Consider the following 25,557-nt stretch of genomic DNA (forward strand, 5'->3'; position numbering starts at 1 on the left):
CATCGGGGGCAAGCCCCCTCCCACATGAGAACCGCGCAGCATTCCGTTGACTTAAGTGCTTTCGCACACCGGCAGCTGGCGTTATCCTCTATTTCACTTAAACAGCCAAAGGGCGGCTAAAAGCAACCTTGAACGCACCCATAGTAGAACCCCATCGTTTCCTCCTCGAGCCATTTGAGGCTCGCCGCTTCGCCAACCTGTGCGGACAGTTCGACGAGCACCTGCGCCTGATCGAACAACGCCTGAGCATCGAGATCCGCAACCGCGGCAATCAATTCGAGCTTATTGGTGAACCTCAACACACCACGTCTGCAGAAAACCTGCTGCGCCGCCTCTACCGCGAAACCAAGGGCAGTGAGCTGTCGCCGGAAACGGTGCACCTGTACCTGCAGGAATCGGCCGTGGAAGACCTGGCGAATAACCCGGTAGCCGAAGCCAGCGTGGCCCTGCGTACCAAAAAAGGCATGATTCGCCCACGCGGCTTGAATCAGCAGAAGTACGTCAAGGAAATCCTCGGCAACGACATCAACTTCGGCATCGGCCCGGCCGGCACGGGCAAGACCTACCTGGCGGTGGCCTGTGCGGTCGACGCCCTGGAACGCGAGCAAGTGCGTCGCATCCTGCTGGTACGCCCGGCAGTCGAGGCGGGCGAAAAGCTCGGCTTCCTGCCCGGCGACCTGGCGCAGAAAATCGACCCGTACCTGCGCCCGCTCTACGACGCGCTGTACGAAATGCTCGGCTTTGAATACGTGGCCAAGCTGATCGAGCGCCAAGTGATCGAGATCGCCCCGCTCGCCTATATGCGTGGCCGCACGCTAAATAACAGCTTCATCATCCTCGACGAAAGCCAGAACACCACCGTCGAGCAGATGAAAATGTTCCTGACCCGCATCGGTTTCGGCTCCACCGCCGTGATCACCGGCGACGTGACCCAGGTCGACCTGCCAAAAGGCACCAAGTCCGGCCTGGCGCAGGTGATCGAGGTGCTCAAGGACGTGCCGGGCATCAGCTTTACGCACTTCATGCCCAAGGACGTGGTTCGCCACCCGCTGGTGCAGCGCATCGTTGAAGCCTACGAGCGTTTCGAGCATAAAGACGACGCACCGGCCAAGGACGTGCGCCGCGATGCTTGAGCTTGACCTGCAACTGGCCACCGAAGCGCCCGCCCCCAGCGAAGCCCAATTCCACGCATGGTGCGCACTGGCCCTGCGCCAGCGCAGCGCCGACTCGGAACTGACCATTCGCCTGGTGGACGAGCCCGAAGGCCGCGAACTGAACCACACCTGGCGCCAAAAGGACTACGCGACCAATGTGCTGTCCTTTCCCGCCGACGTACCCGACGAGTTGCTGGATATCCCTTTGCTGGGTGACCTGGTGATCTGCGTCGAGGTGGTCGAGCGTGAGGCGAAGGAGCAAGGCAAGGAACTTGAGGCCCACTGGGCCCATCTAGTCATCCACGGCTGCTTGCATCTCTTGGGTTACGACCATATAGACGATGACGAAGCCGAGGAAATGGAAACACTGGAACAAACGTTGCTTGCTGAATTGGGTCATCCAGACCCGTATGCGGACGACGAAGCTTAAAAACACTCAACTGTAACAACAAAGGATTCAGAGTAATCGCTATGAGCGAAGACCGATCGAGCAACGGGCAAAAGTCATGGCTGGGTAAACTGACCCAGGCTTTTGCCCACGAGCCGAAAAACCGCCAGGAGCTGCTGGAGCTGCTGCGCGAGGCCCACCAGAACAAGTTGCTGGACAGCGAAGCGCTGGCCATCGTCGAAGGCGCCATCCAGGTGGCTGACCTGCAGGTTCGGGACATCATGGTCCCGCGCTCGCAGATGATCAGCATCAAGGCGACCCAGACCCCACGGGAATTCCTCCCGGCCGTGATCGACTCGGCGCACTCGCGCTACCCGGTGATCGGTGAAAGCCATGACGACGTCATGGGCGTCCTGCTGGCCAAGGACCTGCTGCCGCTGATCCTCAAGGAAAACGGCGACAGCTTCAACATCAAGGACCTGCTGCGTCCTGCCACGTTCGTGCCTGAATCCAAGCGCCTGAATGTGTTGCTGCGCGAGTTTCGCGCCAACCACAATCACATGGCCATCGTCATTGACGAGTACGGCGGCGTGGCCGGCCTGGTGACCATCGAAGACGTGCTGGAACAGATCGTCGGCGACATCGAAGACGAGCACGACGTCGAAGAAGACAGCTACATCAAGCCGCTGCCCAGCGGTGATTTCCTGGTCAAGGCGCTGACGCCGATCGAGAACTTCAACGAGTTCTTCGACAGCGAATTCTCCGACGATGAGTTCGACACCGTCGGCGGCCTGGTGATGAGTGCGTTTGGCCACCTGCCCAAGCGTAACGAAACTACCGAGATCGGCGCCTATCGCTTCCGCATCCTGAATGCCGATAGCCGCCGTATTCACCTGATTCGCCTGACACCTATTGCCCGTTAAGGACTGACATGCGCCGTCTCACCGCTCCCGGCTGGCCCGGTAATCTGCTGGCCGTGGTGGCCGGCGCCATCACCACCCTGGCGCTGGCGCCCTTCGATCTGTGGCCGTTTGCGCTACTGGCCGTCGGATTGTTCTATATCGGCCTGCGGGACCTGAGCCCGCGCCAGGCCTTGGGCCGTGGCTGGTGTTTCGGTTTCGGCCTGTTTGGCGCCGGTACCAGCTGGATCTACTACAGCATCCACCACTTCGGCGGCGCTTCGGTGCTGCTGGCGGGTTTCTTGATGCTGCTGTTTACCGCCGCGATTGCCTGGTTCTTCGCCCTGCCCGCCTGGCTGTGGGCGCGCTGGTTACGCCGCAACGAAGCACCGCTGGCGGACGCGCTGACGTTTGCCGCGCTGTGGGTCGGCCAGGAAGCCTTCCGTGGCTGGTTCCTTACTGGTTTCCCGTGGTTGTACTCCGGTTACAGCCAACTCGACGGCCCACTCACTGGCCTGGCGCCCGTGGGCGGCATGTGGCTGATTTCGTTTGCCCTGGCGCTGACCGCCGCCCTGCTGTGCAACGTGCCGCGCCTGCTGGCCACTCGGCGCAATGCCTTTATCGGTGCCGGCCTGGCGCTGCTGGTGGCGCCGTGGGCAATCGGCCTGGCGCTCAAGCATCACGCCTGGACCACGCCTTCCGGCGCGCCACTGAGCGTGGCCGCGATCCAGGGCAACGTCGAACAAAGCATGAAGTGGGACCCCGAGCAGCTCAATGCGCAGCTCGCGCTGTACCGCGACATGAGCTTCAGCTCCAAGCCGGTCGACCTGCTGGTATGGCCGGAAACCGCGGTGCCGGTGCTCAAGGAGTCCGTCGAGGGCTACCTTGGGATGATGGGCAAGTTTGCCGCCGACCGGCACACTGCGTTAATCACCGGCGTACCGATCCGCCAGGAAGTGCATCACCAGAAGCGCTTTTTCAACGGCATCACGGTGGTCGGCGAAGGCGACGGCACCTACCTCAAGCAGAAACTGGTGCCGTTTGGCGAATACGTGCCGCTGCAGGACATGCTGCGCGGGCTGATTGCGTTCTTTGACCTGCCGATGTCGGACTTCGCCCGTGGCCCCGCCGACCAGGCGATGCTGCAGGCCAAGGGCTATCAGATTGCGCCATTCATTTGCTATGAAGTGGTGTACCCGGAATTCGCTGCCGGCCTGTCGGCCCAGAGTGACTTGCTGCTGACCATCAGCAACGACACCTGGTTTGGTCGCTCCATCGGCCCCTTGCAGCACCTGCAAATGGCGCAGATGCGTGCGCTGGAGGCGGGTCGCTGGATGATTCGCGCGACCAACAACGGGGTGACGGGGCTGATCAATCCATACGGGCAGATTACCGTGCAGATCCCGCAGTTCGAGCGCGGGATTCTGTACGGTGAAGTGGTGCCGATGCATAACCTGACGCCTTACCTGCAATGGCGTTCGTGGCCGTTGATTATTGTGTGTCTGGTTCTCTTCGGCTGGGCGTTGCTGGCTGGCCGGATGGCCAAAACCGTTTAACAGCCAAACACTGAAACAAATGTGGGAGGGGGCAAGTCCCCTCCCACATTTTTGAACTGTAGTGTCATTGATAGAACAGCCGATACCCCACCTGCCCCACCGCTTCATTGATCAACTGCCCGCTCTGCCACACCGACTTGAACTCCGGCATCCAGCCGCCCAGCGGCCGGGCGTTGTCCACGCCCAGAAACCCCACCGGCGCCGGCACCACGGTGAAGCCGGCCTTCTCGAAGCTCCACACCGAACGCGGCATGTGCCAGGCCTGGGTTACGACCACCACGCGCTTGATGCCTTCAGGCAACAAGATCTCGGCACTCATCTGCGCGTTTTCCCACGTCGTACGGCTGCGCTCTTCCTTCCAGCGCACGGCCACACCGAAATCATCCTGCATCGACACAGCCATCAATTGCGCCTCGCTGGGCGGCGTGCCGTAATGCAACCCGCCGGTGGTCAACACCGGCAGCCCGGAAGCCTTGGCCAATCGCGCAGCATAGCGCTGGCGCTCCAGGCCGATACCGGTTGGCTGATCAGCGCCCCACGCCGGGTCTCCACGCTCGCGCCCCGAGCCCAGCACCACAATCGCGTCGGCGCGCTGGGCCAGGGTCGACCAGTCTTCACGGGCCAACGGCGGTTCGGTTTCAAGGGCCCGCGCGCCCCACTCCACCATCACCGGCAGGCTGATCAGCCACATGCCGCCCAGCCCCAGGGCAAAGCAGCCACCCGCCAAGCGTGGGCGGCTGCGACGAAACCACCAGGCAAGCGCCAGCAACAGCAAAAGAATGCCGGGCGGCAGGAGCAGTTGTTTGATGAAATAACGAATAGGCATCGGGCATCTCCATAGATGCCCGAAGCCTAAGGTGTAACGGGGTTTAGCAACAATCTTTGCGGTTAACTTTTACGTGACATAGAGCGACGGTGCAGTTCAGGGGGGAATGAACTACTTGTAGCGGGCAGACCGGAGTTTTTCCGGGCCACGACCAGCCGACAAATCCTTGAGCCACACCACCTTGGCTGTATGCGCAGGCTCTTTGGCTGGCGGGGTTGCCACCCAAGGAGGCGCAGTGCGCCCATTGCGTTCCAGGTAAGCCTTGATCAGTTCCAGCTCCGCGCGGCTCAGACCGCGCAGTTCCAACTCGACAGGCCGTTCATCACGCAATCGGCCCGCTGTTCTCGCTGCATCCAATGCACGACCCAATCGGTCGATCAGTCCCTCGTAGATATCCGGTTTCGTTGCGATTCGCTGCGATTCAAGCATCCCCTCACCTCATTGAAGATATGACTCATTCCCCAATAAACAGCGTAGTCCCCATGGCTGCACCTGCCTGGTGCCGCGACAGACGGCCTCGCCCGCGCAATCAGGGTTTCCCTCGATAGAGTGGGGTCATGTATGCTACGGCGCTTCCTGTAACTCCACTTCCCGCAGGGTTTGGGCACGGACGCGCCGCTTTTTGGTGTCGATCAACCTGAACGTTGCACCGAAGAGGATTAGGCCACCCCTATTCAGTTCAAAAGTAGCCATGCACGAACAATATCAGCCCCGTGAAATAGAAAATGCCGCCCAGTCGTTCTGGGACGAGCAAAAGTCCTTTGAAGTCAGTGAACAGCCGGGCAAGGAGACTTTCTATTGCCTGTCGATGTTCCCTTACCCCAGCGGCAAGCTACACATGGGGCACGTGCGTAACTACACCATCGGCGACGTGATTTCCCGCTACCAGCGCATGCAAGGCAAAAACGTCCTGCAACCCATGGGTTGGGACGCCTTCGGCATGCCGGCGGAAAACGCCGCGATGAAAAACAACGTGGCACCCGCCAAGTGGACCTACGAAAACATCGCCTACATGAAGACCCAGCTGCGCAGCCTGGGCCTGGCGGTGGACTGGTCCCGCGAAGTGACCACCTGCAAGCCGGACTACTACCGCTGGGAACAATGGCTGTTCACTCGCCTGTTCGAAAAAGGCGTGATCTACAAAAAGAGCGGCACCGTGAACTGGGACCCGGTCGACCAGACCGTCCTGGCCAACGAACAGGTGATCGACGGTCGCGGCTGGCGTTCCGGCGCGCTGATCGAAAAACGCGAAATCCCGATGTACTACTTCAAGATCACCGCCTACGCGGATGAGCTTTTGTCGAGCCTCGACGACCTGCCGGGCTGGCCTGAACAGGTCAAGACCATGCAGCGCAACTGGATCGGCAAGTCCAAGGGCATGGAAGTGCAGTTCCCGTACAACGTCGACTCGATCGGCGAAGCGGGCGCACTCAAGGTCTTCACGACCCGCCCGGATACCCTGATGGGCGCAACTTACGTTGCCGTGGCCGCCGAACACCCGCTGGCCACCCAGGCCGCACAGAACAACCCTGAGCTGCAGGCGTTCATCGCCGAATGCAAAGGCGGCAGCGTGGCCGAAGCCGACGTCGCCACCCAGGAGAAAAAAGGCCTGCCGACCGGCCTGTTCGTCGAACATCCACTGACCGGTGAAAAGCTGCCGGTATGGGTCGCCAATTACGTGCTGATGCACTACGGCGATGGCGCAGTCATGGCTGTGCCGGCGCACGACGAGCGTGATTTCGAATTCGCCACAAAATACAACTTGCCGATCAAGTCCGTGGTGCGCACCAGCTCGGGTGACACCAACCCTGCCCCGTGGCAGGACGCCTACGGCGAGCACGGCGAACTGATCAACTCCGGCGAATTCGACGGCCTGGACTTCGCCGGCGCCTTTGACGCCATCGAAGTTGCCCTGATCAAGAAAAACCTCGGCGCCTCGCGCACCCAGTTCCGCCTGCGCGATTGGGGGATCAGCCGCCAGCGCTATTGGGGCTGCCCAATCCCGATCATCCACTGCACAAGCTGTGGCGACGTGCCCGTACCGGAAGACCAACTGCCGGTCGTGCTGCCGGAAGACGTGGTGCCGGACGGCGCCGGCTCGCCGCTGGCGCGCATGCCCGAGTTCTACGAATGCAGCTGCCCGAAATGCGGCCAGCCTGCCAAGCGTGAAACCGACACCATGGACACCTTCGTCGAGTCCTCGTGGTACTACGCCCGCTACGCCTCGCCGCACTATGAAGGCGGCCTGGTGGAAAAATCCGCAGCCGACCACTGGTTGCCGGTGGATCAGTACATCGGTGGCATCGAACACGCGATTCTTCACCTGCTCTACGCGCGTTTCTTCCACAAGCTGATGCGCGACGAAGGCCTGGTGAGCTCCGATGAGCCGTTCAAGAACCTGCTGACCCAAGGCATGGTGATCGCCGACACTTATTATCGTCGCGAAGCCAATGGCGCCTACACCTGGTTCAACCCGGCGGACGTCGAGCTCGAGCGCGACAGCAAAGCCAAGGTGATCAGCGCCAAGCTGAAATCCGACGGCCTGCCGGTGGAAATCGGCGGCACCGAGAAGATGGCCAAGTCGAAGAACAACGGCGTCGACCCTCAGTCGATGATCGACCAGTTCGGCGCCGACACCTGCCGCCTGTTCATGATGTTCGCCTCGCCGCCCGACATGAGCGCCGAATGGTCCGACTCCGGCGTCGAAGGTTCGCACCGCTTCCTCAAGCGCGTCTGGCGCCTGGCGCACGCGCATGTCAGCCAGGGCCTGCCGGGCAAACTCGACGTGGCAGCCTTGAGCGACGAGCAGAAAATCATTCGCCGCAGCACCCACCTGGCCATCAAGCAAGCCAGCCAGGACGTGGGCCAGAACCACAAATTCAACACCGCCATCGCCCAGGTGATGACGCTGATGAACGTGCTCGAAAAAGCACCGCAAGCCACCGAACAGGATCGCGCGCTGGTACACGAGGGCCTGGAAACAGTCACCTTACTGCTGGCCCCGATCACGCCGCACATCAGCCACGAACTGTGGAGCCGCCTGGGCCACAGCGACGCGGTAATCGATGCGCGCTGGCCGGTACAGGATGACGGCGCCCTGGTTCAGGACACGCTGCAACTGGTGATCCAGGTTAACGGTAAACTGCGTGGCCAGATCGACATGCCTGCCACCGCAAGCCGCGAAGACGTGGAAGCGGCCGCACGCGTCAACGAAAACGTGCTGCGCTTTACCGAAGGCCTGACGATCCGCAAAGTGATCGTGGTGCCTGGCAAACTGGTCAATATCGTCGCTAGCTAATCGGATCGGGCGCAGGGTTGAGCCCTGCGCCGAACAAAGCCTTCAGGGCCTCGATAAGGCCCACATGGTTTCAAGGGGAGCAACAAAATGATCAAACGCAATCTGCTGGTTATGGGCCTTGCCGTGCTGTTGAGCGCTTGCGGCTTCCAGCTGCGCGGCACCGGCACCTATGACATGGCGATCAAAGAGCTGGACGTCAGCGCCCGCGACGCCTACAGCGAAACCGTGACCCAGCTGCGCCAGGTCCTGGAAAACAGCGGCGTTCACGTTTATACCGGCGCCACCTACAAGCTGTTCCTGGCCGACGAAAAACAATCCCAGCGTAACCTGAGCTACGCCAGCGCCGGCCGTGCCTCCGATATCGAGGTAAGCAACACGCTTTCCTTTGAAATCCAGGGCCGCGATCACCTGCCACTGATGAGCGACACCATTCAGGTACAGAAAATCGTCAGCCACGACGGCAACAACCTGGTGGGGTCTGACTCCGAAATCATCCAGGTACAAAAGGAAATGCGTCGCGAGCTGGTGCAGCGCATGGTTCTGCGCCTGCAGATGCTGACGCCGGAACAACTTGCGACCTTGCAGCAACGGGCTGACGACAAGGCCAAGGCCGATGCCGACGCACTGAAAGCGGCAAAAGAGTACGAAGACAACACGCCGAAACAATCGCCTGTTGAAGTACCTGTCGAGTAAGCCATACGGGGCGCCTCAGGCGCCCCGTTCGCCCTGCCTATGAAACTCGCCCCCGCCCAACTCGCCAAACACCTGCAAGGTGGCCTCGCGCCTATCTACATTGTCAGCGGTGATGACCCGCTGCTGTGCCAGGAAGCCGCCGATGCCATCCGCAGCGCTGCACGCCAGCAAGGCTTCGATGAACGCCAGGTATTCAGCGCCGACGCCAGTTTCGACTGGGGCACGCTGCTGCAAGCCGGTGCGAGCATGTCGCTGTTTGCCGAAAAACGCCTGCTGGAACTGCGCCTGCCTTCGGGCAAGCCCGGCGACAAAGGCGCGGCCGCCTTGATGGAATACTGCTCGCGCCCGGCTGAAGACACGGTATTGCTGATCAGCCTGCCCAAGCTCGACGGCAGTGCGCAGAAAACCAAATGGGGCAAGGCCCTGGTGGAAGGGGCGCAAACTCAGTTCATCCAGATCTGGCCGGTGGACAGCAACCAGCTGCCGCAGTGGATTCGCCAGCGCCTGTCCCAGGCCGGGCTGGCGGCTACCCAGGATGCGGTGGAGCTGATCGCCGCCAGGGTCGAAGGCAACTTGCTTGCCGCCGCCCAGGAAATCGAAAAGCTCAAGCTGATGGCCGAAGACGGGCAGATTACCGTCGAGACCGTGCAGGGCGCAGTGGCCGACAGTGCACGCTTTGACGTGTTCGGGCTGGTGGATGCGATCCTCAACGGCGAACCGGCGCACGCCTTGCGCATGCTCGAAGGTCTGCGCGGCGAAGGCGTTGAGCCGCCGGTGATTCTCTGGGCCCTGGCCCGGGAGCTGCGGGTGTTGGCGAATATCGCCTTGCAATACAGCCAGGGCATCCCGCTGGATAAATGTTTCAGCCAGGCCAGGCCCCCGGTGTGGGACAAGCGCAAACCGCTGATGAGCAAAGCCCTGCAACGGCACTCGGCGCAACGCTGGGCGCAGCTTTTGCTGGAAGCACAACGCATTGACGCGCAAATCAAGGGCCAGGCAGCCGGTTCGCCGTGGATGAGCCTGAGTCGTTTGTCACTTCTGATGTCCGGTCAGCGCTTGAGCTTGCCTGCGGAATAATCCTACCTCTCGACGGGCTTTACAGCGGTGCAACTTCGGCAGATTATTTGCGCCGTTGCCCCCACCCCACGAGAGTACAGATCATGAGCAAAAAGCCATCCAAGCATGGCCCCAACAAGGCCAAATCCATCATCGCCCAGCCACTGTTCCGCAGCCGCCAGGAACGCGCCGGCAAGGGCAAAGGCAGCTACCGCCGCGAAGCCTTCCAGTCTAATAGCTGGGAGGCTTCTTACTTTCTGGCTGCCTGAAGGCAAGCGCCCCTCTGGCATGATAAGGTCTGCACCTGATTTGTAATCCCTGGACCTGTGCATGCCCTCTAGTCTTTCCCGTCGTTGGCACCTTCGCCAATTGATCGCTGCCTCCAGCCTCATTCTGCTAGTCGCCTGCGCGGAAAAACCCACCGCCGCCGACGCGCAACCCCTGCCGACGCTCCAGACCGCCCCGGTGGCAGCGCCCGCTGTCGTGGCCCCGCTGGCCGTGGACAACCTCGACATCCAACCGACCCAGACTTTTGCCGAATGGCAGGCTGCCTTCCGCGCGCAAGCCCTGCAGGCCGGCATCACCGCGGCAGTGTTCGACAATGCGTTCGCGAATATCACCCCCGACATGGCCGTGATCCGCGCCGACCGCAGCCAGCCGGAGTTCTCCCGGCCGGTGTGGGAGTACCTCGACGGCGCGCTGTCGCCGGTGCGCGTGCGCAATGGCCAGGCGTTGCTGATCAAGTACGCCGACATCCTGCAAAGCATCGAGCAACGTTATGGCGTCGACCGCCAGGCGCTGGTCTCGGTGTGGGGCATGGAGAGCAACTTCGGCCAGTTCCAGGGCAACAACTCGGTGATCCGCTCCCTGGCGACCCTGGCCTATGAAGGTCGTCGCCCGGCCTTTGCCCAGGCGCAACTGCTGGCGGCGTTGCAGATCATCCAGCATGGCGATATCGCCGCCGACCAGATGAAAGGCTCCTGGGCCGGGGCGATGGGCCAGACCCAGTTCATCCCGACCACCTACAACACCCACGCCGTGGACTTCGATGGCGACGGTCGCCGCGATATCTGGAACAGCCCGGCTGACGCCCTCGCCTCCACCGCGCACTACCTGCAAAGCTCCGGCTGGCAGAAAGGCCAGCCGTGGGGTTTCGAAGTGAAGCAATTGCCGGCGAACTTCGATTACGCCCTGGCGGATGGTGGCACCCGCAAGAGCGTTGCCGAATGGCTGAAGCTGGGTATCCAGTTGCCGCCGGGCGCGAGCATGCCGCCGAACGTCGACCAACTGTCCGCCGCCCTGCTACTGCCGGCCGGCTACCGTGGCCCGGCGTTCCTGGTGCTGGACAACTTCCGCGCGATCCTCAAGTACAACAACTCGTCGTCCTATGCATTGGCGGTGGGCCTGCTGTCGGAGCGGTTCGCCGGAGGCGGCGTGATTCGTGGCGATTGGCCAAAGGACGAGCTGCCGCTGAGTCGCTCCCAGCGCATTGATTTGCAGACGGCGCTGAGCGCCAATGGCTATGACGCGGGCAACCCGGACGGGATCATCGGCGCCAATACGCGCAAGGCGATTCGTGCGGCGCAGCAAGCGCTGGGCTGGCCGGCGGATGGGTATCCGACGGTGAAGCTGTTGGAATCGCTGCAGAACCGCTAGATGTGCTTTTGGCGGCTATTGCTATCGGGGGCAAGCCCCCTCCCACACTTGGCACGCATTCCAAACTGTGGGAGGGGGCTTGCCCCCGATGGCGCCGTGACAGACGACGACAATTTCAGGCTTTGAACACCACATCCTGCTCCAGCACCAACCGCTGCTCCCCCGCATCCAGCCGCACCAATGCGCCCATCGGCAGCGTGAGGTTCGGGTCGCAATGCCCGCTGCGCCAACCGGACAACACCGGAATGGCAAACGGTTCGAAGGTCTGCTTCAGCAGGCGCTCCAGCGCAACACGGTCGACACCCGCCACGTCCCCCACCAGCACACCGGCAATCTGCGCAAGCTTGCCCGCCAGGCGCAGATGCGTCAGCAGGCGGTCGATGCGGTAGATCGGCTCGTTGACGTCTTCGATAAACAGGATGATGCCGTCGGCATCGATTTCGTAGTCAGTGCCCATCACCGCCGCGATCATCGACAAGTTGCCACCCAGCAAGCGCCCACAGGCAATACCAGGCTCGATCGTGGTCAACGGGTAGGCGACCGGGTGCGCCAACACGCTGCCGCCCCCCATTTGGCCGCGCAGCATGCTGAACAGCGATGACTCGGTGGGTTGCTGTTTGCCGCCCAACAGGTCGGCGTTCAGCATCGGCCCGTGAAAGGTCACGAAACCGGCATGACGGCTGATTGCCAGGTGTAGAGCGGTGATGTCGCTGTAACCCACGAATGGCTTGGGGTTGGCGCGCAACAGGTCGAAGTCCAGCTGGTCGAGCAGGCGTGGCGTACCGTAGCCGCCGCGCAGGCAGAAGATCGCATCGATTTCAGGGTCGGCAAAGGCGGCGTGCAGATCATGCAGGCGTACCTTGTCACTGCCGGCCAGGTAACCGTCGCGCTCGTACACACCGCCGAAAATCCGCAGCTCGTAGCCACGCGCGCGCATCCATTGCCCGGCTTTTTCCACGTCCAGTGCAGCAGGGCCGGCGGGGGCGATCAGGCCGATGGTGCCCTCGGCTCGCAAAGCAGGTACGGCGACGCTCATGCACAATTCTCCCTGATTAACGCACAACGAAATGTGGGAGGGGGCAAGCCCCCTCCCACATTGGATCTGCAGTGTTGCACAGATCTTAGGAAACCAGGCTTGCCTTGACCAGCTTGGCCTGTTCGTCGGCGTGGTACGAGGAACGTACCAACGGGCCCGAAGCGACGTTCTTGAAGCCCATCTTGTAGCCTTCCTCGGCGAACCAGGCGAAGGTGTCCGGGTGCACGAAGCGCTGCACCGGCAAGTGGCTGCGCGACGGCTGCAGGTACTGGCCCAGGGTCAGCATGTCGATGTCGTGTTCGCGCATGCGCTTCATGACCTCGATCACTTCTTCGTCGGTCTCGCCCAGACCCAGCATCAGGCCGGACTTGGTCGGGATGTGCGGCATCATCTGCTTGAATTTCTGCAGCAGGGTCAGCGACCACTGGTAGTCCGAACCCGGACGCGCGGCCTTGTACAGGCGAGGCACGGTTTCCAGGTTGTGGTTGAACACATCCGGCGGCTCGGCGGCGGTGATTTCCAGCGCCACGTCCATACGGCCACGGTAGTCCGGCACCAGGGTTTCGAGCATCACGTTCGGCGACAGCTTGCGAATCTCACGGATGCAATCAGCAAAGTGCTGGGCACCGCCGTCACGCAGGTCATCGCGGTCAACCGAGGTGATGACCACGTATTTGAGTTTCAGGTCGGCGATGGCGATGGCCAGGCTTTCCGGCTCGTTGACGTCCAGTGGCTTCGGCCGGCCGTGGCCAACGTCACAGAACGGGCAACGACGGGTGCAGATGTCACCCATGATCATGAAGGTGGCGGTGCCGCCGGAGAAACATTCGCCCAGGTTCGGGCAGGAGGCTTCTTCGCACACACTGTGCAGCTTGTGTTTGCGCAGCAGGGCCTTGATACGGTCGACTTCCGGCGAAACCGGAATGCGCACGCGAATCCAGTCGGGCTTTTTCGGCAGTTCGGTGGTCGGGATGATCTTGACCGGGATGCGTGCAACCTTCTCGGCGCCACGCAGCTTGACGCCGGCTTCCACCTTGGCACGCGGGGCCGGGGCCGGACGCTCGGTGATGTCCAGCGTCGGGATCATGGTTTGCACTGCATCAGTAGTCATAATCAGTCGATTCCGCCCGTGAGGGTCGTCTGCTCAGCATAGTCGAGGTGTTTGACGAGCTGCGCACGCAGCCGGGCACTTACCTCGGCAAATTTAATCGGTGTGGCGTGGTGGCTCAGTTGGGTCATCGCCAGCCCTGCGTAACCGCACGGGTTGATCCGTCGGAACGGCGCCAGGTCCATGTCCACATTCAGGGCCAGGCCATGAAAGGAACAACCGTGGCGAATGCGTAAACCAAGGGACGCGATTTTCGCGCCGTCCACATACACACCGGGTGCATCGGGCTTGGCCGCGGCGGTCACGCCGTAACTGGCCAACAGCTCGATCAGGCAAGCCTCCATGCGGCTCACCAGGTCGCGTACGCCAAAGCCAAGCTTGCGTACGTCCAGCAGCAGATAAGCCACCAGCTGGCCGGGCCCATGGTAAGTCACTTGGCCACCTCGGTCGACCTGCACCACCGGAATATCCCCCGGCAGCAACAGATGTTCAGCCTTGCCGGCCTGGCCCTGGGTGAAGACAGGCGGGTGTTCCACCAGCCAGATTTCATCCGGGGCCGAGGTGCCGCGCTCGTTGGTGAAGCGCTGCATGGCATGCCAGACGGGCTCATAGGCCATCTGGCCGAGCTCGCGGAAGCCCAGGACCTGTGACATCACAACACCATGTGCACGAAGCCGGTGGCCCGCAGTTCACTGTTGATATCGTAGAGCTGGTCTTGACCGGTCGCAACGATGTGCAACTGGATCGTGGTGTACTTACCGTTGGAGCTCAAACGCTCATCCACCCGGTTGTCATTGATCGTCGCGTGTTTACGCACGATCTCGAGAATCTTGTCCTTGTTGCCAACACCGGTATCGCTGATCACCTTGACGGGATAGTCCACGTTTGGGAATTCGATCTTTGGCGCCTTTACTTCTACTTCTTTATCGGTCATGGCAGAACAGCCTCGTAAGCGGTAAGCCGCGGCGACGGCAAAGCCCCGTGTCGGATCAACACGGGGCTTTGCAGGTGCACACTATCAGTTGAACAAGCTGTAGAAGAATAGACGGATGCTATCCCACACGCGGCGGAAGATACCACCTTCGTCGACAGCGTCCAGCGCGATCAGGTCGGCGCTGTGCACCACCTTGTCGTCCAGCTTGACTTCGACTTTACCGATCACGTCACCCTTGGCGATAGGTGCAACCAATTGCGGGTTCATGGTCATGCTGGCGGCGAGCTTTTTCAGCTGGCCTTTAGGCATGGTCAGGGTCAGGTCGTCAGCCAGGCCAGCCTTGACTTGCGAGGTAGCGCCTTTCCAGACCGGCGCGGTCGCCAGCTCAGCACCCTTCTGGTAGAAGGTCTGGGTTTCAAAGAAGCGGAAACCGTAGGTCAGCAGTTTTTGCGTCTCGGCCGCACGGGCCTGCTCGCTGTTGGTGCCGAAAACCACGGCGATCAAGCGCTGCCCATCACGTACGGCGGACGACACCATGCAGTAGCCGGCTTCGTCGGTGTGACCGGTCTTCAGGCCATCGACGGTCTTGTCGCGCCACAGCAACAGGTTGCGGTTAGGCTGCTTGATGTTGTTCCAGAAGAACTCCTTCTGGGAGTAGATCGCGTAGTGCACCGGGTCAACGCGGATAATCGCGCGGGCCAGGATCGCCATGTCGTGAGCCGACGAGTAGTGCTCAGGGTTCGGCAGACCGGTCGGGTTCATGAAGTGGCTGTTGGTCATGCCCAGGTCGGCCACGGTTTTGTTCATCATGTCGGCGAACGCGTCTTCGCTGCCGGCGATGTGCTCGGCCAGGGCGACGCTGGCGTCGTTACCGGACTGGATGATGATGCCATGCAGCAGGTCGCTCACAGTGACCTGCGAACCCACCTTGATGAACATCCGCGAACCGCCGGTACGCCAGGCGTTTTCGCTGACGGTGACCGGGTCGTTCTCGCCGATCTGGCCGCGACGGATTTCCAGGGTCGCGATGTAGGCGGTCATCAGCTTGGTCAGGCTGGCCGGTGGCAGGCGCTGGTCACCGTTGCTCTCGACCAGCACGTTGCCACTGGCGGCATCCATGAGGACCCAGGACTTGGCGGCCAGTTGCGGGGAAGCCGGCACCATTTCAACGGCCCAGGCGGCCGGGGTGATGATCAGCGAAAGAAGCAGGCACGTGCGTTTGGCTAAGGTGGTGATGTTCATCCGTCTCTCGAAATTGCTTATGGAAACTTGCCCTCGCGGGCAAAACTTATTCAGACAGCCCGCTACCAGACTGTCACGTGTTCGGTTGCCCGCTCACCCCTTGCCCCTGGGTTTTTATTGTTCAACGAGCCAACAACCAGGGTTCAAGCCCGCGCACGGGCATGAACCTTCAATACTTTATTATTCGGCCGTGACCACACTGGGTTGCCCCAGGTTGGCCATGCGCACGCTGTTCTGCACTTGCGCGACTTCGCTCGGCGAGCCGATCGGGCCCATGCGTACGCGATGCAACGTCTGCTGGTTACGCACGATCGAGCTGATAAAGACCGGCGCGCTGACCATGCTGCTGAGCTTGGACCTTAACAGTTCTGCCGCATCCGGGTTGGCGAAAGCGCCCACCTGCAGGTACTGCCCGCCCGCCATCGAACTGCCCGGTGCTGCCTGCGGCACGGCCACGGTGTCCGGCGCGTGTTGTGCAGGGGGCGGCGTCCACTGCTCGACCTTGCCGGCCGACGCGGTGATTTGCGGCTGTGGCGTCTGCGGCTCGTTGAGCATCAATGGCGCCGGCTTGCCGCGCTGGGCCCAATATTGCGCCGGGTCGATACCTTCGACCTTGACCCGCGCGGTGCCGGTTTCGGCATAGCCGAGTTTCTTCGCGGCGGCGTAGGACAAGTCGATGATCCGGTCCGAATAGAACGGGCCACGGTCGTTGACCCGCAGGATCACGGTACGGTTGTTGTCCAGGTTGGTCACGCGTACATAGCTGGGCAGCGGCAAGGTCTTGTGGGCCGCGCTCATGCCATACAGGTCATACACTTCGCCGTTGGCGGTGTTCTGGCCGTGGAATTTGGTCCCATACCACGACGCCGTGCCCGACTGCACATAGGTCTTGGAGTCCTGCAGCGGGAAGTAGCTCTTGCCCAGCACGGTGTACGGGTTGGCCTTGTACGGCCCGGTGTGCAGGGTTGGCGTGGCATCCGGGATCTTCGATACGTCGACATCCCACCACGGCGCGCCATCTTTGTGCGCGCGGTTGATGTCCAGGCCCGGCTGTGCGCGGACGATGCCACCGCCCTTCTGCGCCGGGGCGCGACTGGTGGTAGAGGAACAACTGACGACCAACAAGGACAACGCGGCGAACGCCACCAGCTTGAGCGGTTTATTGAACGGCGATGCCCGCATTACTTGTTGCCCCGTGCTTGGACCAGCATGTCTGACAGCTGATGCACGGCCATGGCGTACATCACACTGCGGTTATAACGCGTGATTGCGTAGAAATTCTTCAGGCCCATCCAGTATTCAGGGCCATTTTCGCCTTCCAGGCGGAACGCCGTCACCGGCATATCATCGCGTGGCGCATTCTGACTCGACCAGCCCAGCGCCCGCAACTCCCCGACCGTCTTGGCCGGCTCGATGCCCTGGGTCAGGCCTTCGTCGGCGCGCTCCCCACTGACGTCGGCGCGGATCACCACCGGCTCGCCGGCGACCCAGCCATGGCGCTTGAAGTAGCTGGCGACGCTGCCGATGGCGTCGTCGGGGTTGCTCCAGATATTGATGTGGCCGTCGCCGTCGAAGTCCACCGCATAGGCGCGGAAGCTGCTCGGCATAAACTGCGGCAAGCCCATCGCACCGGCGTAGGAACCCTTGAGGGTCAGCGGGTCGACCTGCTCTTCGCGGGCCAGCAGCAGGAATTCGCGCAGCTCCTTGCGGAAGAAGTCGGCACGCGGCGGGTAGTCGAAGCCCAGGGTCGACAAGGCGTCGATCACCCGGTAGCTGCCGGTATTACGCCCGTAGAAGGTTTCAATGCCGATGATCGCGACGATCACCTGGGCCGGCACGCCGTATTCCTGCTCGGCGCGGGCCAACACGGCTTCGTGCTGGCGCCAGAAGTCCACGCCGCGCGCCACGCGGGCGTCGGTGAGGAACATCGGGCGGTATTCCTTCCACTGCTTCACGCGCTCGGCGGGACGCGAGATCGCGTCGAGGATCGCCTGCTTTTTCTGGGCTTCGCGGAACACGCCCATCAGCTGTTCACCGGCAAAACCGTAGTCGCGGGTCATTTCACCGACAAATTCGGCGACCTGGGGTGAGCCATCGTAGTCACCGGCCTGCGCCTCTTGCGTTGCGCCCAGCAGCCCAATCAGGCCCATCCAGGACGCGTGCCGAGTCGCCCAGCCGCGCATTACTTGCATTGACATCTTCACCTTATTCAAACTTGTGCGATCCATTTGCGATGCGTATGAATCGACATCAAAACCCCAAACGCTGACAGCAATGTCACCAGCGAAGTTCCGCCGTAGCTAATGAACGGCAACGGCACCCCAACCACCGGCAACAGGCCACTGACCATACCGATGTTGACGAAAACGTAAACAAAAAAAGTCATGGTCAAGCTGCCGGCGAGCAATTTGCCGAACAGCGTCTGCGCCTGCGCAGTGATCACCAGGCCGCGGCCAATCAGCAGCAAATAAATCAGCAACAGCGCGCAAATGCCCACCAGGCCGAACTCTTCGCCCATCACCGCAATAATGAAGTCGGTATGGCTCTCGGGCAAAAAGTCCAGGTGCGACTGGGTACCCAGTAACCAGCCCTTACCAAATACTCCACCGGAACCGATGGCGGCCTTGGACTGGATGATGTTCCAGCCGGTGCCCAACGGGTCACTTTCCGGGTCGAGGAAGGTCAGGATCCGCTGCTTCTGGTAGTCGTGCATAAAGAAGAACCACATGGCCACGGCCACGGGGATGGCGGCGGCCAGCACGCTGAGGATCCAGCGCCAGCGCAGCCCGCCCATGAACAGCACGAAGGCACCGCCGGCGAGGATCAGCAGCGAAGTGCCGAGGTCCGGCTGACGCACAATCAGGATGAACGGCACGCCAATCAATATCAGGCTGATGCCCACGTGCTTGAGCTGCGGCGGCAAGGTGCGCTTGGACATATACCAGGCGATGGTCGCCGGCATCAGGATCTTCATGAATTCCGACGGCTGGAAGCGAATCACCCCCGGAATGTTGATCCAGCGGGTCGCGCCCATGGCGTTGTGGCCCATCACATCCACCACCACCAGCAGCAACACCCCGGCGACATAACCCAGGGGCACCCAGCGCGCCATGAAGCGTGGTTCCAGCTGGGCGATGACCACCATCGACAACAGGCCCAGGCCAAACGAGGACGCCTGCTTGATCAGCAAGTCCCAGTTTTTGCCGCTGGCCGAATACAGCACGAACAGGCTGCCGGCCGCGAGGGTCAGCAACAGGATCAGCAACGGGCCATCAATGTGCATGCGCTGTAACAACGTCGCGCGGCGACGCATCACATCCTCACTGGAGAGGATGCGGTCAAAATTACTCTTCACTGGCCGTAACCTCGGTGCTTAAGGGGGGGCCGCCATATTCGGGCTTGAGCCTGCCGTCGTCGGCCAACAGCCAGGCGTCCATCACTTGGCGCACCACAGGCGCTGCGACACCGGAGCCGGACTCGCCGTTTTCGACCATCACCGCCACCACGATTTTCGGGTCGTCGGCCGGCGCAAAACCGACAAACAAGGCGTGGTCACGGTGCCGCTCCTGAACCTTGGAGCGGTCGTATTTCTCGCCCTGCTTGATCGCGACGACCTGCGCGGTACCACTCTTGCCGGCAATCCGGTATTGCGCGCCAAGCGCCGCCTTGCGCGCCGTGCCGCGCGCGCCGTGCATCACCTGCTGCATGCCGTGGTTGACCTTGGTCCAGTCGGATGAATCGCGCAGCACAATGTCCGCGATCGGGTTTTCATCCACCGGTTTCTCGCCCTCGATGGTCTTGGCCAGGTGCGGGCGGTTCCAGATGCCCTTGTTGGCCACCAGCGCCGTGGCCTGGGCCAACTGGAGTGGCGTGGCCTGCATATAGCCCTGGCCGATCCCGAGAATCAGAGTTTCGCCCGGGAACCATGCCTGGCGGCGGGTCGCGCGCTTCCACTCCCGCGACGGCATCAGGCCGGGGGATTCTTCGAACATGTCCAGGGAGACTTTCTGACCCAGGCCGAACTTGCCCATGTAAGCGGACAAGCGGTCGATACCGAGCTTGTGGGCCAGGTCGTAAAAATAGGTGTCGTTGGAGCGCATGATCGCGGTGTCCAAATCGACATAGCCGTCACCGGTGCGGTTCCAGTTCCGGTATTTGTGATCGTAGTTGGGCAGCATGTAGTAGCCCGGGTCGAACACGCGGCTGGAGGCCGTGACCACGCCCGAATCCAGGCCGGCAATCGCAACCGCCGGCTTGATGGTCGAACCGGGCGGGTACAGGCCGCGCAGCACACGGTTGAACAGTGGCCGGTCGATCGAGTCACGCAACTCGGCGTAAGCCTTAAAGCTGATGCCGGTCACAAACAGGTTGGGGTCGAAGCTCGGCTGACTGACCATCGCCAGCACTTCGCCGGTTTTCGGGTCCAGCGCCACCACGGCACCGCGCCGTCCACCCAGGGCCATCTCGGCCGCTTCCTGCAGCTTGATGTCCAGGCTCAGCACGATGTCCTTGCCCGGTACCGGATCGGTGCGCTTGAGCACCCGCAGCACGCGGCCGCGGGCGTTGGTCTCGACCTCTTCGTAACCCACCTGGCCGTGCAGCTCGGGCTCGTAGAAACGTTCGATCCCGGTTTTGCCGATATGGTGCGTGCCGCTGTAATTCACCGGATCGAGGCTTTTCAGCTCTTTCTCGTTGATCCGCCCCATGTAGCCGACCGAGTGCGCAAAATGCGGCCCTTGCGGGTAATGCCGCACCAACTGCGCCACCACTTCCACACCCGGCAGGCGGAACTGGTTCACCGCGATGCGGGCGATCTGCTCTTCGGTCAGTTCAAACAGGATCGGCACCGGCTCGAAAGGCCGGCGCCCCTGCTTCATGCGCTTTTCGAAGATCACCCGATCTTCCGGGGTCAGCTGCAGCACCTCGACGATTACATCGAGGATCTGCTGCCAGTCGCCGGAACGCTCGCGGGTCATGCTCAGGCTGAAACTGGGACGGTTATCCGCGATCACCACGCCATTGCGGTCGAAAATCAGCCCACGGGTCGGCGGAATCGGCTGCACATGCACCCGGTTGTTTTCCGACAGCGTGGAGTGATAGTCGTACTGGATCACCTGCAGGAAATACAGGCGCGCAATCAATACCCCGATCAAGCCCACCACCAGAAACGCACCAAATACCACGCGAGCGCGTACCAGACGTGCGTCTTTCTCGTGGTCCTTGATGCGGATCGGCTGGGTCATCGGGAGGGGCGCAGATTATTTGTGGTAAGGGTGCCCGGACAGAACTGTCCAGGCGCGATACAGCTGTTCACCGATCAGAATCCTTACCAACGGGTGCGGCAGCGTCAGCGCCGACAGCGACCAGCGCTGGTCCGCCCGCGCACAGACTTCCGGCGCCAGCCCCTCGGGGCCACCGACCATGAAGTTGACGGTGCGCGAGTCCAGGCGCCAGCGGTCCAGTTCCACCGCCAACTGCTCGGTGCTCCAGGGTTTGCCGTGCACTTCGAGGGTGACGATGCGCTCGTTGGGGCCGACCTTGGCCAGCATGGCTTCGCCTTCCTGACGGATAAAGCGCGCCACGTCGGCATTCTTGCCCCGGGTGTTGAGCGGTATTTCTACCAGTTCCAGCGACAGCTCCGCGGGCAGACGCTTGGCATACTCGTGCCAACCTTCTTCCACCCACTTGGGCATGCGTGAACCGACAGCAATCAGACGCAGGCGCACAGCCGTTCCTTATTCCTGGTCTTTGTTGAGCTTGTCGAAGTGCGCGTGGCCCACTTCCGGGCTGTGGTGCTTGCCATCAGCCGCACGGCTCTGCTCGGCGCCTTTCCACAGACGCTCCAGGTCGTAGAACTGACGGGCGTTGCTGGTCATCATGTGAACGATCACGTCGTCCATGTCCAGCAGTACCCAGTCGCTGTCGCCCTTGCCTTCTTCACCCAGTGGCTTCACGCCCTGGGCTTTGACGGCTTCGCGGACCTTGTCGAGCATCGCGCCAATCTGGCGGTTGGAGGTACCGGTGGCGATGATCATGAAGTCGGTGATGCTCTGCTTGTCGCGTACGTCCAGGACCTGGATGTCCTGAGCCTTCACGTCTTCCAGGGCAGCTACCGCGACTTTTACCAGCTCTTCGCCAGCCAGCTCAGGGCCAACGTGGGCTTCAACCGGCAGCGGGGCGCTTTTGAAAGTACCTTTGCGCTTAACTTTGCTTACGTCTTTGTTCGTCATAAAAAACTCGTTTTGCTCATATGTTCGGGCGCTCGCTGCACGACTGTTCGTACGTTCAAGCGCGCCTTTTCAGTTCGACGCACGGTAAAGCCCGTGCGCATCGATGTAGGCCAGGACCGCGTCAGGCACCAGGAAACGTACCGACTTCCCGCTGGCCAGCAGTTGACGGATCTGGGTGGCGGACACCGCAAGCGGGGTCTGCCAGACGAATGCAATATTCCCGTTCGGCCCGGTCAGGGCCAAGGGGTCACTTACCGACCGCGCGGCCAGCAGGTTGCGCAAGGCATCCGGCGGTTCGCTGTCGGCATCCGGGCGTTGCAAAACCAGGATGTGGCAATGCTGGAGGAGTTCCTCCCAGCGATGCCAAGAGGGCAGGCCGCAAAATGCGTCCCAGCCCAAAAGCAGAAACAACTGGTCATCCGCGGCCAACTCGGCGCGCATCAGTTCCAGGGTGTCGACAGTGTAGGACGGTTTATCGCGCTTGAGCTCGCGATCGTCCACCACCAGCGGCGGTATGCCTTCAACGGCAAGGCGCACCATTTCCAGGCGCTGCTGCGGTGACACCTGCGGCGTATCGCGGTGCGGCGGCCGGAAATTCGGGGTCAGGCGCAGCTCGTCCAGCGCGAGGGCATCCGCGACTTCCAGGGCACTGCGCAAATGGCCGATATGCACGGGGTCGAAGGTGCCACCGAGCAGCCCGATGCGTTTAGCCATCAAGTGCGCACATGACCGTCACCGAACACCACGTACTTCTCGCTGGTCAGGCCTTCCAGGCCAACCGGGCCGCGTGCATGGAGCTTGTCGGTGGAGATACCGATCTCCGCCCCCAGGCCATACTCGAAGCCGTCGGCAAAACGCGTCGAGGCGTTGATCATCACCGAAGCGGAATCCACTTCGTTGAGGAAGCGCCGGGCATCGCTGAAATGCTCGGAAACAATGGCGTCGGTGTGCTTGGAGCCGTAGGTGTTGATGTGTTCGATGGCCTCGTCCAGGTCGTCGACAATCTTGATCGACAGAATCGGCGCGGTGTATTCGGTGTACCAGTCCAGCTCAGTCGCTTCGAGCACGTCCGCGCCGAGCAGCGCACGGGTGCGCTCGCAACCGCGCAGCTCCACGCCCTTGTCACGGTAGATGGCAGCCAGCGGCGGCAGTACGCGATCGGCAATGCCTGCGTGCACCAGCAGGGTTTCCATGGTGTTGCACGGGGCGTAGCGATGGGTCTTGGCGTTGTCGGCAATGCGGATCGCCTTGTCGATATCGGCGGCGACGTCGATGAACACGTGGCACACGCCGTCCAGGTGCTTGATCACTGGCACCTTGGCATCGCGGCTGACGCGTTCGATCAGGCTCTTGCCGCCGCGCGGCACGATCACGTCGACGAATTCCGGCATGGTGATCAGCGCGCCAACGGCAGCGCGGTCGGTGGTTTCGACCACTTGCACCACTTCGGCGGGCAACTCGGCCACAGCCAGGCCCTGCTGGATGCAGGCAGCAATCGCGCGGTTGGAATTGATCGCCTCGGAACCGCCACGCAGAATCGTGGCATTGCCCGACTTGAGGCACAGGCTCGCGGCGTCGATGGTCACGTTCGGACGCGACTCATAAATGATGCCGATCACGCCCAGCGGTACGCGCATCTTCCCCACCTGGATGCCGGACGGCAGGTAACGCATGTCGCGGATTTCACCGATGGGGTCAGGCAGCTTGGCCACCTGACGCAGGCCTTCGATCATGTCGTCGATACGTGCCGGGGTCAGCGCCAGGCGGTCCAGCAGGGCTGGCTCCAGGCCATTGGCGCGACCGTTGGCCAGGTCCAGATCGTTGGCGGCGGTCAGCTCGGAGCGCGAGGCATCCAGAGCGTCGGCCGCCGCCAGCAGGGCACGGTTCTTCTGCGCCGTGCTCGCACGGGCGATCAACCGCGAGGCCTGCCGGGCAGCGCGACCCAGGCGGGTCATGTAGTCAAGAACGGACTCAGTCATAGTCAGGGAGTCTTGGCAAAGAGGAAAGCGGCAGATTATAGCTGTGACGCCGCCCGACTGACAGCGGTGAGGGGCGGATGGTCGAAATGAACTGCAAAAACTTGGGGTTCAGCCGTAATTAAGGTGGGAGTTGTTATTATTCCGTCACATTTAGCCGTATTTACCCTGACCACCATGCCAAGCTCATCAGACCAACTCCCCGCCAGCGCCCTGCCCGACAGCTTCTTCGACCGTGATGCACAAGTGCTCGCGCGCGAATTGCTCGGAAAAGTCATACGCCATCGCGTAGGAAATCTCTGGCTTTCGGCACGAATTATTGAAACCGAAGCCTATTACGTGGCCGAAAAAGGCAGCCACGCCTCACTCGGCTACACAGAAAAGCGTAAGGCTTTGTTTCTGGATGGCGGACACATCTACATGTACTACGCACGCGGCGGTGATTCGTTGAACTTCAGCGCCCAGGGCCCGGGCAACGCCGTGCTGATCAAATCCGCCTATCCGTGGGTCGACGAAGTGTCCGGCCCGGCCAGCCTGGCGCAGATGCTGCTGAACAACCCAAACCCCAACGGCAGCCCGCGCCCGTCGCAGAAACTCTGCGCCGGCCAGACCCTGCTGTGCAAAGCCCTGGGCCTGAAAGTGCCGGTGTGGGACGCGAAACGTTTTGACCAGGAATTGCTCTACGTAGAAGACGTAGGCCAAAGCCCGACACAGATCATCCAGACCACCCGCCTGGGCATCCCCAGCGGTCGCGATGAACACCTGATGTACCGCTTCGTCGATGCTGGCTATGCGCCTTATTGCACGCGGAACCCGCTGCGCCGAGGCCAGGTCGAAGGCCGCGATTATTTTTTGATTTGACTGAACATTAAGACTGGCAGCGCAGCAGATCCAATGTGTGTGTGAGCTTGCTCGCGAAGGCGGTGTGTCAGCTACAAGCTCGTTCACTGATACACCGCTTTCGCGAGCAAGCCCGCTCCCACCGCTGATCTTCGCTGACTCAGAATTCGTATTACATACACGGAGTGACGTTTTATGGGCCAATGGCTCGATAGCATTACCGGCTGGCTGACCCTGAACCCGCAATGGGTGGCGGTGGCGGTGTTTATCGTCGCCTGCGTGGAGTGCCTGGCCATCGCCGGGCTGATCGTGCCGGGCACGGTATTGCTGTTTGCCATTGCGGCGCTGGCCGGCAGCGGTGCGCTGTCGCTGAGTGAAACGCTGTTGCTGGGCTTTCTTGGCGGCCTGCTGGGTGATGCGGTTTCCTACTACCTGGGGCGACATTTCCATCAAAACATTCGGCGCCTTCCGGGCCTGCGGCATCACCCGGAATGGATGAACAGCGCAGAAACCTACTTCCATAAATACGGCATCGCCAGTCTGCTCGTAGGACGTTTCATCGGGCCATTGCGCCCGATGCTGCCGATGGTGGCGGGCATGTGCGACATGCCCTTCCCGCGCTTTGCCGCCGTGAGCGTGTTGGCCGCAGCCGGCTGGTCGGTGGC

The 25,557-nt window shown here is 61.7% G+C and carries 26 protein-coding genes; 11 read left to right on the top strand and 15 right to left on the bottom strand.

Going from position 1 to position 25,557, the window contains the following annotated elements:
- The first annotated feature begins 128 nt into the window (after nucleotides 1-128).
- The 4 genes from WBR57_RS26015 to lnt are packed head-to-tail and all read left to right on the top strand — an operon-like array spanning nucleotide 129 to nucleotide 3,997.
- The gene (locus WBR57_RS26015; RefSeq protein ID WP_424087848.1) at nucleotides 129-1,133 is read left to right on the top strand and encodes a PhoH family protein; all 1,005 of its coding nucleotides are present in this window, start codon (nucleotides 129-131) and stop codon (nucleotides 1,131-1,133) included.
- Nucleotides 1,126-1,584, top strand: coding sequence for an rRNA maturation RNase YbeY (gene ybeY / locus WBR57_RS26020; protein ID WP_424087850.1), 459 nt, complete (start codon nucleotides 1,126-1,128; stop codon nucleotides 1,582-1,584). The genes WBR57_RS26015 and ybeY overlap by 8 nt, the downstream gene beginning before the upstream one ends.
- Before the next feature lie 41 nt (nucleotides 1,585-1,625).
- The gene (locus WBR57_RS26025; protein ID WP_005791724.1) at nucleotides 1,626-2,465 is read left to right on the top strand and encodes an HlyC/CorC family transporter; all 840 of its coding nucleotides are present in this window, start codon (nucleotides 1,626-1,628) and stop codon (nucleotides 2,463-2,465) included.
- Between the two features lie 8 nt (nucleotides 2,466-2,473).
- A complete protein-coding gene (lnt, locus tag WBR57_RS26030; protein WP_424087852.1) occupies nucleotides 2,474-3,997 on the top strand; it encodes an apolipoprotein N-acyltransferase in 1,524 nt (507 codons plus the stop codon).
- A gap of 64 nt (nucleotides 3,998-4,061) precedes the next feature.
- On the opposite strand, the gene WBR57_RS26035 is transcribed toward lnt, so the two are convergent.
- Nucleotides 4,062-4,823 carry a YdcF family protein gene (locus WBR57_RS26035; protein WP_424087853.1) on the bottom strand — a complete coding sequence of 254 codons (762 nt, stop codon included), beginning with the start codon at nucleotides 4,821-4,823 and terminating at the stop codon, nucleotides 4,062-4,064.
- Nucleotides 4,824-4,934: 111 nt separating this feature from the next.
- Nucleotides 4,935-5,252: a hypothetical protein gene (locus tag WBR57_RS26040; RefSeq protein WP_424087855.1), complete on the bottom strand. Its 318-nt coding sequence runs from the start codon at nucleotides 5,250-5,252 to the stop codon at nucleotides 4,935-4,937.
- A gap of 262 nt (nucleotides 5,253-5,514) precedes the next feature.
- On the opposite strand from WBR57_RS26040, the gene leuS reads away from it, so the two are divergent.
- The 5 genes from leuS (at nucleotide 5,515) to WBR57_RS26065 (ending at nucleotide 11,526) form a co-directional block, all read left to right on the top strand.
- Nucleotides 5,515-8,121 carry a leucine--tRNA ligase gene (leuS, locus tag WBR57_RS26045; RefSeq protein ID WP_424087857.1) on the top strand — a complete coding sequence of 869 codons (2,607 nt, stop codon included), beginning with the start codon at nucleotides 5,515-5,517 and terminating at the stop codon, nucleotides 8,119-8,121.
- A gap of 87 nt (nucleotides 8,122-8,208) precedes the next feature.
- Nucleotides 8,209-8,814: an LPS assembly lipoprotein LptE gene (gene lptE, locus WBR57_RS26050; protein ID WP_424087859.1), complete on the top strand. Its 606-nt coding sequence runs from the start codon at nucleotides 8,209-8,211 to the stop codon at nucleotides 8,812-8,814.
- Nucleotides 8,815-8,853: 39 nt separating this feature from the next.
- Nucleotides 8,854-9,891: a DNA polymerase III subunit delta gene (gene holA / locus WBR57_RS26055; RefSeq protein WP_424087861.1), complete on the top strand. Its 1,038-nt coding sequence runs from the start codon at nucleotides 8,854-8,856 to the stop codon at nucleotides 9,889-9,891.
- Nucleotides 9,892-9,974: 83 nt separating this feature from the next.
- Nucleotides 9,975-10,139, top strand: a complete 165-nt coding sequence (arfA, locus tag WBR57_RS26060) for an alternative ribosome rescue factor ArfA (protein WP_003176285.1) — start codon at nucleotides 9,975-9,977, stop codon at nucleotides 10,137-10,139.
- Nucleotides 10,140-10,200: 61 nt separating this feature from the next.
- The gene (locus WBR57_RS26065) at nucleotides 10,201-11,526 is read left to right on the top strand and encodes a lytic murein transglycosylase (protein WP_424087864.1); all 1,326 of its coding nucleotides are present in this window, start codon (nucleotides 10,201-10,203) and stop codon (nucleotides 11,524-11,526) included.
- 115 nt (nucleotides 11,527-11,641) lie between these two features.
- On the opposite strand, the gene WBR57_RS26070 is transcribed toward WBR57_RS26065, so the two are convergent.
- The 13 genes from WBR57_RS26070 to WBR57_RS26130 form a co-directional block, all read right to left on the bottom strand.
- Nucleotides 11,642-12,562, bottom strand: a complete 921-nt coding sequence (locus WBR57_RS26070; protein WP_424087866.1) for a S66 peptidase family protein — start codon at nucleotides 12,560-12,562, stop codon at nucleotides 11,642-11,644.
- Between the two features lie 85 nt (nucleotides 12,563-12,647).
- On the bottom strand, nucleotides 12,648-13,649 hold the full coding sequence (lipA, locus tag WBR57_RS26075; protein WP_057444888.1) for a lipoyl synthase: 1,002 nt from the start codon (nucleotides 13,647-13,649) through the stop codon (nucleotides 12,648-12,650).
- A 26-nt stretch (nucleotides 13,650-13,675) separates the two neighbouring features.
- Nucleotides 13,676-14,323, bottom strand: coding sequence for a lipoyl(octanoyl) transferase LipB (gene lipB, locus WBR57_RS26080; protein WP_424087868.1), 648 nt, complete (start codon nucleotides 14,321-14,323; stop codon nucleotides 13,676-13,678).
- Nucleotides 14,323-14,604 carry a DUF493 domain-containing protein gene (locus tag WBR57_RS26085; protein ID WP_017136054.1) on the bottom strand — a complete coding sequence of 94 codons (282 nt, stop codon included), beginning with the start codon at nucleotides 14,602-14,604 and terminating at the stop codon, nucleotides 14,323-14,325. Before WBR57_RS26085 ends, lipB begins: the two co-directional genes overlap by 1 nt.
- 84 nt (nucleotides 14,605-14,688) lie before the next feature.
- On the bottom strand, nucleotides 14,689-15,846 hold the full coding sequence (locus WBR57_RS26090; protein WP_010206786.1) for a D-alanyl-D-alanine carboxypeptidase family protein: 1,158 nt from the start codon (nucleotides 15,844-15,846) through the stop codon (nucleotides 14,689-14,691).
- A 180-nt stretch (nucleotides 15,847-16,026) separates the two neighbouring features.
- On the bottom strand, nucleotides 16,027-17,028 hold the full coding sequence (locus tag WBR57_RS26095; protein ID WP_424087871.1) for a septal ring lytic transglycosylase RlpA family protein: 1,002 nt from the start codon (nucleotides 17,026-17,028) through the stop codon (nucleotides 16,027-16,029).
- Nucleotides 17,028-18,038, bottom strand: coding sequence for a lytic murein transglycosylase B (mltB, locus tag WBR57_RS26100; RefSeq protein ID WP_424087873.1), 1,011 nt, complete (start codon nucleotides 18,036-18,038; stop codon nucleotides 17,028-17,030). Before mltB ends, WBR57_RS26095 begins: the two co-directional genes overlap by 1 nt.
- Before the next feature lie 17 nt (nucleotides 18,039-18,055).
- Nucleotides 18,056-19,159, bottom strand: coding sequence for a rod shape-determining protein RodA (gene rodA / locus WBR57_RS26105; protein ID WP_424087886.1), 1,104 nt, complete (start codon nucleotides 19,157-19,159; stop codon nucleotides 18,056-18,058).
- 31 nt (nucleotides 19,160-19,190) lie between these two features.
- Nucleotides 19,191-21,089: a penicillin-binding protein 2 gene (mrdA, locus tag WBR57_RS26110; RefSeq protein ID WP_424087875.1), complete on the bottom strand. Its 1,899-nt coding sequence runs from the start codon at nucleotides 21,087-21,089 to the stop codon at nucleotides 19,191-19,193.
- A gap of 15 nt (nucleotides 21,090-21,104) precedes the next feature.
- Nucleotides 21,105-21,572 (bottom strand): 23S rRNA (pseudouridine(1915)-N(3))-methyltransferase RlmH, encoded by a 468-nt coding sequence (rlmH, locus tag WBR57_RS26115; RefSeq protein WP_003176297.1) that lies wholly within the window; start codon nucleotides 21,570-21,572, stop codon nucleotides 21,105-21,107.
- A gap of 9 nt (nucleotides 21,573-21,581) precedes the next feature.
- Entirely contained in the window at nucleotides 21,582-22,076 is a 495-nt protein-coding gene (rsfS, locus tag WBR57_RS26120) for a ribosome silencing factor (RefSeq protein ID WP_003176298.1), read from the bottom strand.
- Between the two features lie 69 nt (nucleotides 22,077-22,145).
- A complete protein-coding gene (gene nadD, locus WBR57_RS26125) occupies nucleotides 22,146-22,790 on the bottom strand; it encodes a nicotinate-nucleotide adenylyltransferase (RefSeq protein WP_159937394.1) in 645 nt (214 codons plus the stop codon).
- Nucleotides 22,790-24,055 carry a glutamate-5-semialdehyde dehydrogenase gene (locus tag WBR57_RS26130; RefSeq protein WP_424087879.1) on the bottom strand — a complete coding sequence of 422 codons (1,266 nt, stop codon included), beginning with the start codon at nucleotides 24,053-24,055 and terminating at the stop codon, nucleotides 22,790-22,792. Before WBR57_RS26130 ends, nadD begins: the two co-directional genes overlap by 1 nt.
- Nucleotides 24,056-24,229: 174 nt before the next feature.
- Between WBR57_RS26130 and WBR57_RS26135 the strand changes: the two genes are divergently transcribed.
- Both WBR57_RS26135 and WBR57_RS26140 read left to right on the top strand, forming a co-directional pair.
- Nucleotides 24,230-24,913 (top strand): DNA-3-methyladenine glycosylase, encoded by a 684-nt coding sequence (locus WBR57_RS26135; RefSeq protein WP_424087881.1) that lies wholly within the window; start codon nucleotides 24,230-24,232, stop codon nucleotides 24,911-24,913.
- A gap of 174 nt (nucleotides 24,914-25,087) precedes the next feature.
- The coding region (locus WBR57_RS26140) for a DedA family protein (RefSeq protein WP_424087883.1) at nucleotides 25,088-25,557 on the top strand (470 nt) is incomplete at its 3' end.

Origin of the sequence: Pseudomonas sp. (assembly GCF_049590575.1) — a bacterium.
In the GTDB taxonomy this organism is placed as follows: domain Bacteria; phylum Pseudomonadota; class Gammaproteobacteria; order Pseudomonadales; family Pseudomonadaceae; genus Aquipseudomonas.

Bases quoted from the DNA above. Each gene is read 5' to 3' on its own strand.
- ybeY (WP_424087850.1), top strand. From the start codon at position 1,126: ATGCTTGAGCTTGACCTGCAACTGGCCACCGAAGCGCCCGCCCCCAGC.
- WBR57_RS26025 (WP_005791724.1), top strand. From the start codon at position 1,626: ATGAGCGAAGACCGATCGAGCAACGGGCAAAAGTCATGGCTGGGTAAA.
- lnt (WP_424087852.1), top strand. From the start codon at position 2,474: ATGCGCCGTCTCACCGCTCCCGGCTGGCCCGGTAATCTGCTGGCCGTG.
- WBR57_RS26035 (WP_424087853.1), bottom strand. From the start codon at position 4,823: ATGCCTATTCGTTATTTCATCAAACAACTGCTCCTGCCGCCCGGCATT.
- WBR57_RS26040 (WP_424087855.1), bottom strand. From the start codon at position 5,252: ATGCTTGAATCGCAGCGAATCGCAACGAAACCGGATATCTACGAGGGA.
- leuS (WP_424087857.1), top strand. From the start codon at position 5,515: ATGCACGAACAATATCAGCCCCGTGAAATAGAAAATGCCGCCCAGTCG.
- lptE (WP_424087859.1), top strand. From the start codon at position 8,209: ATGATCAAACGCAATCTGCTGGTTATGGGCCTTGCCGTGCTGTTGAGC.
- holA (WP_424087861.1), top strand. From the start codon at position 8,854: ATGAAACTCGCCCCCGCCCAACTCGCCAAACACCTGCAAGGTGGCCTC.
- arfA (WP_003176285.1), top strand. From the start codon at position 9,975: ATGAGCAAAAAGCCATCCAAGCATGGCCCCAACAAGGCCAAATCCATC.
- WBR57_RS26065 (WP_424087864.1), top strand. From the start codon at position 10,201: ATGCCCTCTAGTCTTTCCCGTCGTTGGCACCTTCGCCAATTGATCGCT.
- WBR57_RS26070 (WP_424087866.1), bottom strand. From the start codon at position 12,562: ATGAGCGTCGCCGTACCTGCTTTGCGAGCCGAGGGCACCATCGGCCTG.
- lipA (WP_057444888.1), bottom strand. From the start codon at position 13,649: ATGATCCCGACGCTGGACATCACCGAGCGTCCGGCCCCGGCCCCGCGT.
- lipB (WP_424087868.1), bottom strand. From the start codon at position 14,323: ATGTCACAGGTCCTGGGCTTCCGCGAGCTCGGCCAGATGGCCTATGAG.
- WBR57_RS26085 (WP_017136054.1), bottom strand. From the start codon at position 14,604: ATGACCGATAAAGAAGTAGAAGTAAAGGCGCCAAAGATCGAATTCCCA.
- WBR57_RS26090 (WP_010206786.1), bottom strand. From the start codon at position 15,846: ATGAACATCACCACCTTAGCCAAACGCACGTGCCTGCTTCTTTCGCTG.
- WBR57_RS26095 (WP_424087871.1), bottom strand. From the start codon at position 17,028: ATGCGGGCATCGCCGTTCAATAAACCGCTCAAGCTGGTGGCGTTCGCC.
- mltB (WP_424087873.1), bottom strand. From the start codon at position 18,038: ATGCAAGTAATGCGCGGCTGGGCGACTCGGCACGCGTCCTGGATGGGC.
- rodA (WP_424087886.1), bottom strand. From the start codon at position 19,159: ATGCGTCGCCGCGCGACGTTGTTACAGCGCATGCACATTGATGGCCCG.
- mrdA (WP_424087875.1), bottom strand. From the start codon at position 21,089: ATGACCCAGCCGATCCGCATCAAGGACCACGAGAAAGACGCACGTCTG.
- rsfS (WP_003176298.1), bottom strand. From the start codon at position 22,076: ATGACGAACAAAGACGTAAGCAAAGTTAAGCGCAAAGGTACTTTCAAA.
- nadD (WP_159937394.1), bottom strand. From the start codon at position 22,790: ATGGCTAAACGCATCGGGCTGCTCGGTGGCACCTTCGACCCCGTGCAT.
- WBR57_RS26130 (WP_424087879.1), bottom strand. From the start codon at position 24,055: ATGACTGAGTCCGTTCTTGACTACATGACCCGCCTGGGTCGCGCTGCC.
- WBR57_RS26135 (WP_424087881.1), top strand. From the start codon at position 24,230: ATGCCAAGCTCATCAGACCAACTCCCCGCCAGCGCCCTGCCCGACAGC.